Source organism: Spirillospora sp. NPDC052269 (assembly GCF_040679435.1).
Classification (GTDB): domain Bacteria; phylum Actinomycetota; class Actinomycetes; order Streptosporangiales; family Streptosporangiaceae; genus Spirillospora.
This window is the reverse complement of the sequence record NZ_JBFAUU010000002.1, coordinates 52472-68531: the sequence shown is the minus strand read 5'-3', so window position 1 is coordinate 68531 and position 16060 is coordinate 52472. Positions and strand designations below refer to the sequence as shown.

13 protein-coding genes are annotated in these 16060 nt (G+C 72.2%); 9 read left to right on the top strand and 4 right to left on the bottom strand.

All coding sequences use genetic code 11. The features are described 5' to 3' along the window. Window positions 1-25: 25 nt before the first annotated feature. Both AB0L06_RS03690 and AB0L06_RS03685 read left to right on the top strand, forming a co-directional pair. Window positions 26-1900, top strand: a complete 1875-nt coding sequence (locus AB0L06_RS03690; RefSeq protein ID WP_500229362.1) for an outer membrane protein assembly factor BamB family protein — start codon at window positions 26-28, stop codon at window positions 1898-1900. A 66-nt stretch (window positions 1901-1966) separates the two neighbouring features. Further along, entirely contained in the window at window positions 1967-2794 is an 828-nt protein-coding gene (locus tag AB0L06_RS03685) for a GntR family transcriptional regulator (protein ID WP_500229361.1), read from the top strand. An 18-nt stretch (window positions 2795-2812) separates the two neighbouring features. Here the strand turns inward: AB0L06_RS03685 and AB0L06_RS03680 are convergent, their stop codons facing one another. The 3 genes from AB0L06_RS03680 to AB0L06_RS03670 form a co-directional block, all read right to left on the bottom strand. Then, complete coding sequence (locus tag AB0L06_RS03680) at window positions 2813-3991, bottom strand: glycosyltransferase (RefSeq protein ID WP_500229360.1); 1179 nt, start codon at window positions 3989-3991, stop codon at window positions 2813-2815. A 98-nt stretch (window positions 3992-4089) separates the two neighbouring features. After that, window positions 4090-5349: a nucleotide sugar dehydrogenase gene (locus AB0L06_RS03675; RefSeq protein WP_500229359.1), complete on the bottom strand. Its 1260-nt coding sequence runs from the start codon at window positions 5347-5349 to the stop codon at window positions 4090-4092. A 27-nt stretch (window positions 5350-5376) separates the two neighbouring features. Next, on the bottom strand, window positions 5377-6801 hold the full coding sequence (locus tag AB0L06_RS03670; protein ID WP_500229358.1) for a glycosyltransferase family 4 protein: 1425 nt from the start codon (window positions 6799-6801) through the stop codon (window positions 5377-5379). A 124-nt stretch (window positions 6802-6925) separates the two neighbouring features. On the opposite strand from AB0L06_RS03670, the gene wecB reads away from it, so the two are divergent. The 6 genes from wecB (at window position 6926) to AB0L06_RS03640 (ending at window position 14183) form a co-directional block, all read left to right on the top strand. Then, window positions 6926-7993 (top strand): non-hydrolyzing UDP-N-acetylglucosamine 2-epimerase, encoded by a 1068-nt coding sequence (gene wecB, locus AB0L06_RS03665; RefSeq protein ID WP_500229862.1) that lies wholly within the window; start codon window positions 6926-6928, stop codon window positions 7991-7993. 112 nt (window positions 7994-8105) lie between these two features. After that, on the top strand, window positions 8106-8738 hold the full coding sequence (locus AB0L06_RS03660; protein WP_500229357.1) for a hypothetical protein: 633 nt from the start codon (window positions 8106-8108) through the stop codon (window positions 8736-8738). A 68-nt stretch (window positions 8739-8806) separates the two neighbouring features. Continuing rightward, complete coding sequence (locus tag AB0L06_RS03655) at window positions 8807-10933, top strand: glycosyltransferase (RefSeq protein WP_500229861.1); 2127 nt, start codon at window positions 8807-8809, stop codon at window positions 10931-10933. A 42-nt stretch (window positions 10934-10975) separates the two neighbouring features. Continuing rightward, a complete protein-coding gene (locus AB0L06_RS03650; RefSeq protein WP_500229356.1) occupies window positions 10976-12451 on the top strand; it encodes a hypothetical protein in 1476 nt (491 codons plus the stop codon). Window positions 12452-12486: 35 nt separating this feature from the next. Next, complete coding sequence (locus AB0L06_RS03645) at window positions 12487-13038, top strand: hypothetical protein (protein ID WP_500229355.1); 552 nt, start codon at window positions 12487-12489, stop codon at window positions 13036-13038. Continuing rightward, window positions 13035-14183: a glycosyltransferase family 4 protein gene (locus AB0L06_RS03640; protein ID WP_500229354.1), complete on the top strand. Its 1149-nt coding sequence runs from the start codon at window positions 13035-13037 to the stop codon at window positions 14181-14183. The genes AB0L06_RS03645 and AB0L06_RS03640 overlap by 4 nt, the downstream gene beginning before the upstream one ends. Before the next feature lie 70 nt (window positions 14184-14253). On the opposite strand, the gene AB0L06_RS03635 is transcribed toward AB0L06_RS03640, so the two are convergent. Continuing rightward, a complete protein-coding gene (locus AB0L06_RS03635; RefSeq protein WP_500229353.1) occupies window positions 14254-14607 on the bottom strand; it encodes a VOC family protein in 354 nt (117 codons plus the stop codon). Window positions 14608-15036: 429 nt separating this feature from the next. Here AB0L06_RS03635 and AB0L06_RS03630 point away from each other — a divergent pair, with 429 nt between their 5' ends. Next, a complete protein-coding gene (locus tag AB0L06_RS03630) occupies window positions 15037-15975 on the top strand; it encodes a hypothetical protein (RefSeq protein WP_500229352.1) in 939 nt (312 codons plus the stop codon). Window positions 15976-16060: the final 85 nt, after the last annotated feature.

The following is a 16060-nucleotide window of genomic DNA, read 5'->3' as shown; positions in this document are numbered from 1 at the left end:
AGACAACCTAGGGGAGTGACCGGCGGTGGTCCGCATCCGGAGGCGTGGGACACGCGTCCGGTGGCGCGGGACACGCGTCCGGTGGCGCGGGGTTCGTGTCCGCCTCCTCGGCCGGCGGCGCGTGGTCGCCGCCGCGACGGCGGTCGTGCTGGCCGTCTCCGCCGCGGCCGCCGTCCGCTACCTGCTGACGGACGGCTGGGTGCGGCACACCGTCACCGCCGACCCGGTCGACGACCTGCCCCATCTCGGCCCGCCGCCCGGCCCCCTCACCACCAGCTGGACCAAGACCGTCGCGCTGCGCCGCGGCGCCGTCGCCGGGCACGACACGGTCGCGCACGAGGTCGCGGACGGCCAGGTCGTCACGGCCGCCGGCGCCGGCCTGTCGGTCCGCGACGCCCGCACCGGCGCGCGCCGCTGGGAGTACCGCCGCTCCGGCTGGAGCCTGCTCGGCTGGACGGCCACGGGCGGCCGCCTCGTCGCGTTCCTCCAGCGGGACGGCCGTCCGGGCGAGCACGAGTTCCTCGGCTTCGACGCGCTGTCAGGCGGGCTGCTCTGGCGCAGCCCGGACGGCCGTCCGGCGACCGTCGCGCGCGCCACACTGCACTGGCCGTCCGGTTCCGACATCGTCCTCACCGCCTCGACCGACCGGCGCGAGCTGTACGGCCGGTCCACGGTGAACGGCGCGCAGCGCTGGAAGCGGCGGCTGCCCGAAGGGTGCCGCCTCTACGAGGACGCGCCCGAACCGTCCGGAGCCTCGGCCGACCTGGCCGCGCTCGCGCTCGACTGCGTCGGCCGCAGCCACCTGTTCGCCGTCCAGCCCGCCACCGGAGCCTTCCTCTGGGACCGCGTGCTCGGCTCGGAGGAGGCGCCCGAGGTCACGGTGCGCGGACGGGCCGTCCTCGCCGCCGACGGCGAGGCCCTGCGCGTCTTCGACGGGGACGGCGACCAGACGGCCGTCTGGAACGACCCGGACGCCTGCGGCGCGGGCATGTGCCCGAGCGCCCTGTCCGGCGACCTGCTCGTCGTCGTCCGCTCCGCCGAGCCCGACGACTCCGCGCGCATGACCGCGATCGACCTGCGGAAAGGCCGCGTCGCCTGGGACCGCGAGGCGCCGGCCTACGCGGCCCTCACCGAGGCGGGCGGACGCCTCTACGCCCTGCGCCCGCGCCTCGCCGACAGCCTGCTCCCCGCCGGCGTCGACACCGTCACCCCCGCGAACGGCGCCGCCGTCACCGCGCCCGTCCCGTTCGCCGTCGACCCGGACCTCGTCGGCGTCCACCCGTGGATGGCCGCCGCGGGCGGCCTCCTCTACGTCTCGGTGCCCGAGGCCGCGCCCCGCCCGTCCGGCGCGGCCCACCTGATCGCGCTGCGCGGCGGACCGTCCGGCCGCGGCCCGGCCGAACTGGACGGCGTCCCCACCTCGTCCTGGCCGGACGCCTGCACCCTGCTGAAACCCGCCGACCTGGTCGCGGCCCGCCTCCAGGCCCGTCCGGGCTCCCCGGTCCGCGCCCGGATCGCCGGCGTCCGCCTGCCGAAGCCGGTCGCCTGCCAGTACGACCTCCAGGACGCCTTCACCCCGAAGCCCCCGCCCGCCACACCGCCGCCCGGCGTCGCCGGGGTCATGCGTCCTACCCCGGACGGCGCGACGGTCTCCGTCCGCTGGGTCGCCCCCACCCCGTCCGCCGCCGCCGACCTGCTGAGGTCCCTCCAGTCCACCCAGGCCCAGGCCCGCCGCCGCACCGACCTCGCCGCCGACGACGCCTACGAACTCGGCCCGTCCGCCGGCACCATCGCCCTCCGCGTCAAGCGCTACATCGTCGTCGTCGACGCCAGCCGCCCCCCAGGCGCCGCCGCCCGCCTGGCCCGCTCCGTAGCCCAGAACCTCCGCACCCTTCCGTAGAAGATTCACCCACATGCCCGGCTTGGGCTGCCTAGCATGTGGGGCACGCTGGGAAACGAGGAGACCATGGCCGGAGCCAGGTACCGGGACATCGCCGACGATCTCGCGCGCCGGATCGAAGTGGGCGAGTTCGCCGCGGGTGACCGACTGCCCACCGAAGAGCAGCTGATGGTCGACTACGGCAACGCCTCACGTAACACCATCCGCGAGGCGGTGAAGATCCTCAAGTCCCGCGGCCTCGTCGAGACGACGCAGGGGCGCGGCACCTTCGTCCTGGAGGGAACCGTCCCGTTCGCGGTCACCCTGGCGGCCATCCCGGTGCCGCCTCCCCCTGGCCCTGGCGGTGAGGGGGCGGCCTACCGGTTCGACGCGGAGCTCCAGGGCCGCCAGTTTGAGAACAAGGACCCGAAGGTCGAGATCCAGCGGGCCAACCCCGAGGTGGCCAAGGCGCTTGCCCTCGAGGAGGGGGCCCGGGTCGTGCTGCGTCACCAGGACCGGTTCATCGAGGGCCGGCCCTGGTCGTTGCAGACCGCCTACTACCCCATGGAGTACGTGAGGCAGGGCGCCGATCGGCTGCTGGACGACGAGGACATCGAGCCGGGTGTGATCACCTACCTCAACGAGGTCCTCGGCGTCGAGCAGGTCGCCTACCGCGACCGCATCACGGGCCGCGCCCCGGATACCAGCGAGAGCAACTTCTTCACGCTGCGCGACGTCGGCAGCGTCGTGATCGTCCACGAGCGGGTCGGGTACGACCTGGACAAGCGGCCCATCCGCTTCATCCGCACCGTGTACCCGGCCGACCGCAATCAGTTCGACCTCGTCGTCGGCGCGGTTCCGGCCTCACCCTGGGCGTACAGCAAGGCAGCGTCGAAGAACAGAGGGGCATCCTGAGCGATCACGTCCTTGGGCTCAGGCCGGTCGGCGACTGGGTTCCGGGGGCATCTGCCGAGTAGGCGCGTCCGGGACCGGGGGCTGCTCGGTGTCCGCTGCCGTGACACCGGAGGTGCCGGTGGACCAGAGTTCTAGTTGGTGGACGAAGGGGACGGCCTGGGTGGGCCAGTGGAAGCGGGCCCGGGCCGTGGTGTGGCCGCGTTCGGCCATGGCGGCGCGGTGGGCGGGGGCGGCGCGGAGGCGGAGGATCGCGGCGGCGGCGGACGCGGGGTCGGCGAAGGGGACGACCTCGCCGCAGCCGGACGGCTCGACGATGGCGACGGCGGGCGGGTTCGGGGTGGTGATGACCGGGATGCCGCGGGCCATGTACTCGACGACCTTGGTCGGCATGGAGTGCCGGTAGTTGGGTTCGTCGTGGAGGAGGGCGAGGCCGGCCATGGCGCCCTCGGCGATGCGCAGGGCGCGGTCGTTCGGGACGAAGCCGTACCAGCGCAGGACGCCCTCGAGCTGGGCGTCGCGGAGCGCCTGGCGGATCTCGGGGTCGGCGGAGCCGATCAGTTCGACCAGGACGCCCTCGGGGGCGACCAGGCGGGCCGTCTCGATCATGTCGAGGGCGCCGCGGGCGACCGACAGGTGGCCGACGTAGACGACGCGGCGGTCGTCGGGGGCGGCGGGAGGCCGCTCGTCCACGTAGGTGGTGTTCGGGACGACCGGGTGCCGCTCGCGGAAGCGGTCCTGGTAGCCGTCCTCGGCGAGCAGCAGGTGGTGGCGGCGCTCGGTGCGGCGTTCGAGGCGGCGGACGAGCGGCCGCAGCAGCGGGGCGAGGGGGCCGGGGAGCCAGCCCTTGGCGGCGAGGGCGGCGGCGGTGTCCTCGTGGACGTCCCAGACGACCGTCGCGCGGCGGACCGCGCGGGGCAGGCCGACCAGTAGTTCCGGGTCGTGCAGGAGGACCACGTCCGCGTAGGCGGCGTGCTGGGCCAGCGCGCGGTGCGCGGCGCGCAGGGCGTGCAGCCGGCGGCGGCCGGTGGCGCGCGGCACGTCGACCGGCGACACCTCCCGCCACGGCGTCGAGTTGGTCGCCCGAAATGGGGCGATATAGGTGACCTCGTGCCCGGCATCCAGAAGGGCGCGGATCTGCCGGTGCAGAATCCGCGCGTCCTCCGGATGGTGAACGACCGTGCAGACGCAGATCCGCATTCCACTCACTCCGGATGGGAGACGCTTTTCCTCCGGGGATTCTGCGCGCGCCTTGGAAATTGCCGATGAATTCCGGGCGGCGGTCAGATGGAGTTCGCTCATAGAAGCTCGGCGCCCGCTCCGGAGAAGGCGCGGGTGCGGCCCCGGGTGTCGAAAAGGAGCCGGGCGTGCCGGGTCAGCAGGGCGGGATCGTAGGCGGCGTGGTCGGCGAGGACGATCGTCAGGTCGGCGCTCGCCAGGGCGGCGGCCAGATCGTCCTCGGACGGGACGTCGGCGCCGTCCACCTGCCAGGACGTGACGTACGGGTCGTGGAAGGCGACGTCCGCGCCGAGCCGGATCAGGCGGCGCGCGACCGGACGGGCCGGGGACTCGCGCTGGTCGGCGATGTCGGCCTTGTAGGTGACGCCGAGCAGCAGGACGCGGGCGTCCTTCAGCGCGCGGCCCTCGCGGTTGAGCAGCTGCTGGGCGCGCTCGGCGACGTACCGGGGCATCCGGTCGTTGATCTCCTGCGCCAGCTCGACGAACCGGAACGGGTAGCCCAGCGACCTGACCTTGTAGGACAGGTAGTTCGGGTCGATCGGGATGCAGTGCCCGCCGACCCCGGGGCCGGGGCGGAACGCCTGGAACCCGAACGGCTTGGTCGCCGCGCAGTCGATCGCGTCCCACAGGTCGATGCCGAGCTCGTGACAGAACACCGCCATCTCGTTGACCAGGGCGATGTTCACGTGCCGGTAGGTGTTCTCCAGCAGCTTGGCCATCTCCGCCTCGCGGGTGCCCTTGGCCTGGACGACCCGCTCGACGAACTTGCCGTAGAACGCGGCGGCCGCGGTCGCGCACGCCGGGGTCAGCCCGCCGACGATCTTCGGGGTGTTCCGGACGCCGTAGACCGGGTTGCCCGGGTCGATCCGCTCCGGGGAGAACGCCAGGTGGAAGTCCACCCCCGCGACCAGCCCGGACTCCTCCAGGATCGGCCGGACGACCTCCTCGGTCGTGCCCGGGTACGTCGTGGACTCCAGCACCACGAGCGTCTCGCGCGACAGGTGCGCCGCGATCGTCCACGCCGCGCCGCGCACGGCGGTGAGGTCCGGCCCGCCCTCGTCCGAGAGCGGGGTCGGGACGCAGATCACCACCGCGCCGGCGCCGTCCAGCACCTCCTCCGACAGGGACGGCGTGAACCCGGCCGCGAGCATCTCCGCGACCTCGGCGTCGGACACGTCGTCCACGTGCGATGTTCCGGCCGACAGGCCCGCGACGACGCGTTCGTCCCGGTCGTATCCGCCGACCCGGAGGCCGGCCCGGCACGCCTCGCGCACCAGCGGCAGCCCGACATAGCCGAGCCCGATGACCACCAGATCCACGCCGGTGGCTCCCTTCGCTTCAGGAGTTCAGGGGCGGTGGGCGGCCCGGTAGCGCGCGGTCACCGCTCGCCATGTGCGTTCGTCCCGAACCCATTCCCGGGCGGCCCGCCCCAATTTCATTCTCAGTTCCGGACTGTAAATGAGTTCTCCCAGGGAATTGGCCCATGCCTCCGCGTCTTCCGGAAGAGTTAACGTGCCGGTCACGCCCGGTTCCACGATTTCGCGCAGGGCACTGACATCACTTGCTATTACAGGGATTCCCCCTGCCATCGCCTCGAGCGGTTTCAGGGGCGTGACCAATTGGCAGACCCGGTCCGCCCGGCGGGGGACCGCGAACACATCGAGGAGAGCGTGGAAACGACGGACGTCCGACGGCGGGACCCGGCCGGGGAACACGGCGCGCACGCCGCGTTCGGCGGCGCGGCGTTCCAGCGCCGTCCGCTCCGGGCCGTCCCCGACGAGCAGGAGCGTGACGTCGTCGCCCCCGGCCCGCAGCAGCGCGGCGGCGTCGATGAGGGTGTCGATGCCCTCGTAGCCGTAGAAGGACGAGGTCAGCCCGATGACCGGGACGCCGTCCGGCAGGTCGAGCGCGGCGCGCAGGTCGGCGGCGTCCGGCAGGGGCTCGAGGAAGCCGTCGTCCACGGCGTTCGGCACGACGGTGATCTTCGCCGGGTCCACGCCGCGTCCGGCGATCTCGGCGCGCATCGTCTCGCCCAGCGTGACCAGCGCGTCCGCCTCGTGCATGCGACGCGTCTCCAGCTCGCGGGTGAGCCTGTAGAAGTCGTCGGTCCGGCGGTGCGACGGCGACCGCGACAGCCAGGAGTCCTCCAGGAACCCGCGCACCTCGTAGGTGACCGGCAGTCCGTGCCGCTTCCCGAGTTCCAGCGCGACGGCGGCGTTCCGGTGGTCGCTGACCGCGTGCAGGACGTCCGGCCGCAGGTCCCGGACGAGCCGTCCGGCCAGGTCGGCGGCCTTCTCCACGGCCCGCCCCGGATCGGACGGCGGGCCCCACGGCAGCAGCCGGTGGTAGGGGACCCCGTCGACGTCCACGCGCGCCCGCGCGTCGCCGACGCCCTGCGCGAGCGGGTGTCCGAGGCGCGTCACCACGTGCGTGTCCCAGCCGAGCGACTCGCGCTGCGCGACCGCGATCCGGTGCGTCCGGATGGTGTAGCCGGCGTTCGTGACCGGCAGCGAGTTCGTGACGAACATCAGCACGCCGCGCACGTCCTCGGTGCCTTTCGGGCGTGCCGGATAGGGCGGGGCCGCGAGGAGTTCACGCAGGTCGGCGACCTCGTGACGCGGTGCCCGGGGCTTGGGTTTCGCCAGTTGCGTGCGGCCCAGGCGCGGGGCGGCGCGGGCGGCCAGCCGGACGGCCAGCCGGCCGGCGCGGGACGGGTCGTCGCGCAGCTGCCGGACGGCCAGCGCCGACATGTACACGGAGCGTTTCAACACGGCGGGCGAGCGTAGGCGCGTCCGATGAACGGAAGGGAAAGCGCAGGTGGGCGAACAGGTGAGGGAAACGGTGGGTGAACTCCCGGATGGGGGCGCGGCGGCGCCGCCCGTGACGGGGGAACTGGTGCACGTCCTCGGGGCGCGGCCGAACTTCGTGAAGGCGGCGCCGGTCATCGCCGCTCTCGCGGGACGCGGCGTGCGGCAGGCCGTCCTGCACACCGGCCAGCACTACGACCGGCGGATGTCGGAGGTGTTCTTCGACGAGCTCGGCCTGCCCGAGCCGGACGTCAACCTCGGCGTCGGGTCGGGGTCGCACGCCGGTCAGACGGCCGCGCTGCTGGTCGGGCTGGAGGAGGAGTTCACGCGTCGTTCACCGGCCCTGGTCATCGTGTACGGCGACGTGAACTCGACGATCGCCGCCGCCCTCGTCGCGGCCAAGCTCGGCGTCCCGGTCGCCCATGTGGAGGCCGGGCTGCGCAGCTTCGACATGACCATGCCCGAGGAGGTCAACCGGCGGCTGACCGACCAGCTGTCCGACCTGTGCCTGGTCACGAGCCCGGAGGCGGTCGGGCACCTGGCCGCCGAGGGGATCCCGGTGGGCCGGGCGCACCTGGTCGGCAACCCGATGATCGACACGCTGCTCGGCAACCTGGACCGGTTCGACACCGCGCGGGTGCGCCGCGAGCACGACCTGCCGGAGCGGTACGTCCTGGCGACGATGCACCGGCCCGCCAACGTGGACGACCCGGCGAAGGCGACCGCGCTGGTCAAGCGGCTGCACGGCGTCGCCGACCTGGCGGACCTGGTCATCCCCGTGCACCCGCGCGGGCGCGTGAACCTCATGGCGGCCGGGCTGGACGACCATCCGCGCGTGCGCGTCCTGGACCCGCTCGGCTACGTCGACTTCGTCGCGGCCGTGCGCGGAGCGGCGGCCGTCGTGACCGACTCGGGCGGCATCCAGGAGGAGACGACCGTCCTCGGGGTGCCGTGCCTGACCGTCCGGCCGAACACCGAGCGGCCGATCACCATCACCCACGGCACCAACCGGCTGGTGTCGCTGGAGGAGCTCGTCCCGGCCGCGCGCAAGGTCCTGGAGGGCGAGCGTCCGCCCGCGGGCCGGGTGCCGCCGCTGTGGGACGGGCACGCCGGGCCCCGCATCGCCGACGTGATCCTGGAGTTCCTCCGTGCCTGACCGACCCGTGCCTGACCGACCCGTGCCTGACCGACCCGTGCCTGACCGACCCGTGCGTGACCGACCCGTGCGTGACCGATCCGTGCGTGACCGATCCGTGCGTGACCGATCCGTGCGTGACCGATCAGCGCGCCTGCGGGCGGCGCTGCGCGAGAGCGACGCCCGCGTCGAGGAGCTGGAGCGGCGGCTCGCCGCGCTGGAGACCTCGACGACCGTCCAGTTCGGACGGATCGTCGCCGGGGCCGCGCGCAACCCGCGCCGCCGCGCCGCGCGGCTGCCCCGCGAGCTGTACAAGCTGTGGAAGAAGCGCGACCGGCCGACGGAGTCGGCGACGCTGCGGGAGAGCGCGGCCAGGCGGCTCGACCGGTTCGACCGTCCCGAGGACCGGCTGCTCGTGCAGCGCCCGTCGGACCGTCCGGTGGTCGCGGGCATCCTCGGCCGGGCCGCCGCGGCGGAGCTGTCCGACAAGTACGAAGTTGTGGCGGTCCACCCGCACGACGTGCGGACGGTCCTGGAGACCGCGGACGTGGACGCCCTGGTCGTGGACGCGCGCGCGGGCGAGCCTGGAGGGCCGTGGGCGTACCTCGGCGTCCCCGGCATGTTCGACCGGGACCGCGACCTGGACGAGGCGCGCGGCATCGCGCGCGTACGAGAGATCCCCGTCGTCCTCTGGGGCGATAACCCGCCGCCGACCCTGGCCGTCCTGGACTGGGACCCGGTGGCCACGCTGAAGGAGCTTTCTTGACCCGCGCCCTCGTCTACGGAGACGTGGACCTGAATCTGATCGACGGCTCGGCCATCTGGGCTCAGGGCATGGTCCAGACGCTCGCGCGCGCGGGCTGCGACGTCACGCTCGTCCTGAAGGCGCCCGTCCGGACCGGACGGCTCGTCGACCCCCTGCGCGCGCTCCCGCGCGTGACCGTCCTCTCCCCACACGAGGACGGCCTGACCGGCGAGGGGCCGATGCGTCCGGCGGAGGCCGCGGCCGTCATCGCGCGGATCGACGCGCAGCAGCCGTTCGACCTGGCCGTCGTACGCGGGCGCGCGTTGGCGACGCAGCTGGCGGCGGGTCCGCTCAAGGGCCGCCTGTGGACGTACCTGACCGACGTCCCGCAGTCGGCGGCCGAGTTCGACGGCAAGGCAAAGGGGGATCTGCGGCGCATCGCGGACGCGTCGCGCGTGCTCCTCTGCCAGACCGAGGAACTGCGCGGCTTCATGGAAGCGGCCGTCCCCGCGACGGCGGGCAAGAGCGTGCTGTTCCCGCCCGTGGTCGTCCTGCCGGACGACCTGGAACCGCGTGCGGAGGGTGCCCCCGACGGGAAACTGCGTCTCGTCTACACGGGCAAGTTCGCCCCCCGCTGGAACACGCTGGAGATGACCCGCCTGCCCGCCCTCCTGCGCGCGCGAGGCGTGGACGCCGAGCTGCACATGGTCGGCGACAAGATCCATCAGGAGGCGGGATTCGCCGCTCCGATGAAGGCCGCCCTGGAGAGCGGGGACGGCGTCGTCTGGCACGGCGGGCACCCGCGTGCCGAGGCCATGCGCCTCACGGCGAGCGGTGACGTGGCCCTGTCGTGGCGCGACCTCTCCATGGACACCAGCCTCGAGCTGTCCACCAAGGTGCTGGAGAGCGGTGCGCTGGGTGTTCCGGTCGTGCTGAACCGCAATCCCATGCACGAGCGGCTGTTCGGCGAGGACTACCCGCTTTTCGCCTCGTCCGAGAGCGATGTCGTCGACGCGCTCACTCTCATAGGCAAGAACCCCGACCTGTACGAGCAGGCCGCGGAGCGCTGCCGGGCCGCCGCGGCCGATTACAGCCTGGACGCCGCCGTCCGCCGTATGCGGGGCTACCTGGAGACGACGTTCCCCGAGCCGCGGCGCAACGGCAAGCTGAAGGTCGTCGTCGCCGGGCACGACCTCAAGTTCTTCACCAAGCTGCTGGACCACCTTCGCGACCGTCCGGACATGGAGGTCCGCCTGGACAAGTGGCCCGCGCTGAAGACGCACGACCCGGAGCGCAGTCTGGAACTCGTCCAGTGGGCGGACGTCGTCATCTGCGAATGGTGCGGCCCGAACGCCCTCTGGTACGCGCGGAACAAGCAACCTGGGCAGAAGCTGCTCGTCCGGCTGCACCGGTTCGAGCTGTACTCGGGCTGGCCCATGAAGCTCGACATCGACGCCGTGGACAAGGTCGTCTGCGTCAGCCCCCACTACGCCGACCTGACGCTGCAGATGACCGGATGGCCCAAGCACAAGGTTCAAGTCATCCCCAACTGGGTGGACGACGAGCAGTTCGACCGTGTCAAGCTGCCCGGTGCCAAGCACCACCTCGGGATCATCGGGATCGCGCCGTCCCGTAAGCGTTTTGACCTGGCGCTGGACGTCCTGGAGGAACTGCGTCGCGACGACCCGCGCTACACGCTCTTCGTCAAGTCCAAGCTTCCTTGGGAGTACTGGTGGATCTGGGAGCGCCCGGAGGAGCGAGAGCACTATGAGGAGGTGTTCCGGCGCGTCCGGCGTTCCAGGACGCTCGCGGACGGTGTCGTCTTCGACGCCTACGGACGGGACGTCCCCGCGTGGCTGCGCCGGATCGGGTTCGTCCTGTCCACGAGCGACGACGAGAGCTTCCACCTCGCGCCCGCCGAGGGCATGGCGTCCGGCGCGATCCCGGCGCTGCTGCCGTGGCCGGGTTCGGACACCGTCTACGACACCCGCTGGATCCACCGGACCCCGCAGGACATGGCCGCCGCCATCGCCGCGACCGTCTCCGGGGGCCGCTGGGAGGACGAGCGGGAGTTCGCCCGCGCGCAGGTCCGCACGTCGTACGGCCTCCGGGTCGTCGAGGACGCCTGGGTGGATCTTGTTTTCGGGATTCATTCAGCAAACATGGAACTTTCGTCCGGACATGCTCGTATCCCCGGGGGGAAGGCTGATCGCTAGGCGGGGTGACGCGGTCGGGCGGCCGCCGCATGACGCCGCCGCATGACGGAGACGGAGCGAAGCGTGGTGACCACGGCCGGAGTCCGGCCACATCTGGCCTTCGCGGGCGCCCTCGGGGCGGCCGCGCTGCTGCGCGCGCTCGCGGTGCTCGGTTTCCCGACCGTGTTCTGGTTCGGCGACTCCGGCACCTACCTGAAGAGCGCCCTGCACTTCACGCCGTCGCCGCTGCGGCCGTCCGGCTACTCCCTGATGTTGTGGTTCCTGCACCCGTTCCATGACTTCCGGCTGGTCGTGGTCGTCCAGCACCTGCTGGGGCTCGCCACGGCCGTCCTGCTGTACGCCGTGGCCTGGCGCTGGACGCACCGACGATTCCTGGACAAACCGTGGCTTCCCGGGCTGATCGGCACCGCCGTGGCCGCGCCGGTCCTGTTCGACGCGTACCAGGTCCAGCTCGAGCACATGCTCATGTCGGACGTCCTGTTCGAGTTCCTGGCCGTCGCCGCGGTCGCGGCCCTGCTGTGGCAACACCGCCTGACCTGGCGTTTCGGCCTCCTGGCGGGCGCCCTGCTCGCCGCCGCGGCCCTCACCCGCACCGTCGGCCTCCCGCTCCTGCTCGTCGCCGTCCTCTGCGGGGCGGCCCGGATGGCCTCCGCCCGCCCCGACACCTCGTCCCAGGCGGACCCGTCCCAGACGGGGTGGCTGGCCAGATGGCGGCCGCTGGCCGCGATGGTGGCGATCTTCGCGGTCTGCCTCAGCGGCTACGCGGGCTGGTACAAGTCCGTCCACGGACGGTTCGAGCTGTCGGCGACCGACGGCTTCTTCCTCTACGGACGGACGGCCGCGTTCGCCGACTGCGCCAAGAGCAGGCCGCCCGCCGACCTGGCCGACCTCTGCCACGACTGGAAGCGCGACACCCCTGGCGTCGCCCCCGGCTACGCCGCCCTGTGGGGCGCGAGATCACCGTTCCGCGCCATGCCCGGCGGCGTCGCGGACGAGCGGGGCAACTCCCGCGCCGCCCGGTTCGCCCGGGCGGCGATGCTCGCCCAGCCCCGCGACTACCTGAGCCGGGCGCTCCGCGACACCGGGCGCTCCTTCTCCTGGAGCCGCTCGAACTACCCGACCCCCTGGACGGTCGGCGAATACCGCTTCCCGACCAGGCGCTGGCAGCCGAAATCGGCCGTGAAACCCGCCCGCGCCTACGGGCACGCCACCGCCGCCCCGCGCATCATCGCGCCGTTCGCCGGCTGGATGCGCGCCTACCAGCGGGTCGTGTACCTGCCCGGCGCCCTCCTGGGCGCCCTGCTGCTCATCGGCCTGGCCGGGGTCGCCCGGCACGCGCGCGACTGGGGCGGAGTCGCCCTGCTGCCCTGGATGACCGCGTTCACACTGCTCGTCATCCCGCCGTTCACGGCCGATTTCGACTACCGCTACCTGCTTCCAGTGGTGCCTTTCGCCGCCCTCGCGGCGGCTCTGGCCTGGTTCTCGGAAGCGGTTTCGAGCACTTCCAGCGATCTGTGATACTTCGAGTCCGTACCGGCGACGAAAGGGTGAGGATGGCTGCGGAGACCAGCGAGGGGGCCGATTCCCACGCGGAGATCGGCCAGGTCTGGCCGCGTGACGGGCATATCCGCATCCTCGGCACGGTCGTCTCGGGCGGAACGCCGGACGAGGCCCCCGTGGACGAGCCGTGGACGCTGCGGCTCACCTCCCGCGAGCGCCGCAAGGTCCCCGTCCCGACGGTGACCGAGCGGATCGTCAACCGGCTCAAGCGCAGCGTGACCCGCTCCGCCGAGCGCACCCCCGCCCGCCTGTACTTCCCGGTCGCCGCCGACGGCCCGCACTTCGAGGCCGTCGTGCCCGTCCGCGACCTGGCCGTCCGGGACGCCCTCCCCCGCGAGCACTGGGACCTGCACCTCGTCTCGGCGCGCGGCGGCCGCCGGCTCGTCCTGCGGGTCGGCCGGCACCACGACGACATGCCGGGCAAGAAGAAGATCATCGCCTTCCCCGAGCAGACCGAGGCCGGGGTCGCGGTCCTGCCGTACTACACCGACAGCGACCACCTGTCCGTCCGCTGCGCACGGCGCGGTACCGGAGGCTCCGCATGAAGCTGACCTACGTGCTCTTCAACGCCTTCGGGATCGGCGGCACCGTCCGCACCGTGATCAACCAGGCGAACGGCATGGTGGCCCGGGGCCACGACGTCGAGATCATCTCCCTGATGCGGTACTGGGACGAGCCGCCGTTCCCGATCGACGAGCGCGTCACGATCACCCCGATGGTGGACAGCACCTCCGGAGCCCACGTCGACTGGGACGGGTTCGACGGCGAGGAGGACACCTCATGGCATGAGTCCTTCCCGGCCGGTGTGTCGGCGAACGAGGAGCAACGCCACCGCCTCAACGCCCTGATCCGCTACCTGCCCGTCATCGAGGACCGGATCGTCGTCACGACCAAGCCGTCCATCGACCTGTTCGTCGAGCGCTACACCGATCCCTCGCTGATCCGGATCGTCCAGGAGCACACCAACTTCGGGTACCACAACGCCGAGTGGCGCAAGGCCTACCACGGCGTCCTGACCCAGATGGACGCCCTCGTGACGCTCACCGAAAGCGACCGGGTCGCGTACTCGGCGGAGTTCCCGAACCTGCGGGTCGAGCGCATCCCGAACGCCTTGCACACCCTGGACGCCCCCCACACCGACTTCTCCCGGACCCAGGTCGTCAGCGCCGGAAGGCTCGACGGCAACAAGGGCTTCGACATGATGATCAAGGCGTTCGGCAAGGTCGTCGAGAGCCACCCGGACTGGACGCTCCGGATCCACGGCGACGGCCCGGAGGAGGACCGGCTCCGCAAGCTGATCCTCACCGAGCACCTGTACAACCACGTCTTCCTGATGGGCGCCACGACCCAGCTCGACGAGGAGCTCGCCAAGGGCTCGGTCTTCGCGATGAGCTCCAAGTCCGAGGGCTTCGGCATGGTCCTGCTGGAGGCCATGAACTGCGGCCTCCCCGTCGTCAGCTTCAGCTGCCCGGTCGGCCCGCGCGAGCTCGTCAACGACGGCGTCGACGGCTTCCTCGTCCCCGAGAAGGACGTCGAGGCCCTCGCCGAGGGCCTCGTCCGCCTGATCGAGGACGAGAGCCTCCGCCGCGACTTCTCCGACGCCGCCCTCAAGAAGGCCGCCGAGTACGGGCCCGACCCGATCAACGACTCCTGGGAACAGCTCTTCAAGTCCCTGAGCGGCACCAAGTAGCGCCGAGTAGGCACTCCCCGCCCTGGATCGCCCGCGTGCCGAAACCGCCGCCGCGGTTTCGGCACGCGGGCTACGGGTGGTTCGGCGGGGTGGGGTGGCGGGGCTCGTAGAGGCCCAGCTGGGCGCCGCTGGGCAGGCGCAGGCGGGTGAGCAGGCCCCAGCCCGCGTCGGTGATGGCCTCGGGGAACTCGACGCCCTTCTCGGTGAGGTCGTCGACGGTCGCGGTCACGTCGTCGCACATCAGGTAGAGCTCGTGGGCGGCCGGGCCGTCGGTGGGGTGGGCGGCGAGCTCGGCGGGCGGCAGGCGGAAGATGAGCCAGCCGCCGCCGACGTCCACGTGCGGGAAGCCGAGGACGTCGCGCAGGAAGGCGCGGTCGGCGTCGGCGTCCACGCTGTGGACGACGACATGCGCTCCGTTGATCATGGCCGTGACGATACGGGGACGGCCCTCCGGAACGGTTCATCTGCGTCCCACGGCATCGCCATGCGTCTCCCATCCCCGTGCGGACCTGCGAGGACGTGAGGAACGCCCCGTCCGGGGCCCCACGGACGGCCCGGGTCGGCGGCGTGTCAATTCTCGGGCCGGGGTGTTCTCGGGAGTAGTGCGGGCAGCGCTACCGGGGAAGGAGAACCGGGAGGGAAGGGACATGTCGAGGTGGATCGTCGCGCGGTTCTCGGTGTCGTTGTGGCGATGGGCGTCGGCGGGCTCGCGGGGTGCGGGAACGTGGGCGGGTCCCACGGACCGTCCGCGCTGGAATTCGACAGCGGCAGGTACCTCGTCAAAAGCGCGTCGGTGAAGGTCGGGCACGTTCGGAGAACGGTCAGGTACCGGCTGTATTCGGAGGTGCCCTATGTGACCCGTCCCGTCGACGCGAGGCGGCAGAAACTGAGCGTGCGCGTCCCCGTCGATGTGGACGGAAAGCCCGTGAAACCCGATCGGGCGCCGATTCTGATGAACACCACGAGCAATGGCGTGGAGCCGACGGCCGAGAACAGGATCGCGCTGGTCTCGGGGATCGTCGTGGTGACCTCGGGCGTGCGGGACACGGCGTGGAACGGGGTCGTGGACCTCAAGGCCGCCGTCCGGTACGTCCGGCACAACAAGGGGAGACTGCCCGGGGACGCCGGCCGGATCGTCGCGTCCGGAAGTGGCAGAGAGGGCGGGCTGGCCGCGCTGGCCGGAGCGTCCGCCGGGCGCGGGCAATACAACGACGACCTGCGCCGTCTCGGCGCGGCCAAGGCGACGGACCTCGTTTATGCCGTGGCCGCCTCCGCGCCCGTCACCGAGGTCGGAAAGGCCGATCTCACCTATGACCGGAAGCGTCTTCTCACGCAGTATCTGGAACCGGCCGGGACGAGCTTTCTGAAGAAGCTGCCGGAGGGCGACCGGGCCCTCTACCTCAAGCGGAATTCCTGGATCGACTGGATGCACGGCCGGATCTCCTTCGGCTTCGACGACTTCCTCGACCACGTCGGGGACCGGAGGGCGAAGGGCCTGGCGGGGGCCGCGAAGCCGGTGACCACGCCGCGGAGCGCGATGGACTTCGTCCGGCAGCGGAACCCGGACCGCGCCCGGCACTGGTGGCTGCGGGCCGGGACGGACGGCACCGACGTGCCCCTCACCGTCGTTGGGAGCCTCGCGACCGGCCTCCAGAGCCTCGGGGACGACGTGGACACGGCCGTGAGCTGGGACGCGACCGTGATCCGGAAGGACTCGACCGGCCCCGACACCGCCGTCGCGTCCGAGGTCGCCGCGTGGATCGCCGGCACCGTCGCACGCCGTTCTCGATGATCACTGGACGGACGGCACTATCCTCGATGTGGCGGCCGAATCCCCCTTGGCGTGGGGCCGCCCTTCCCCGCTAAACCCGCCTAGC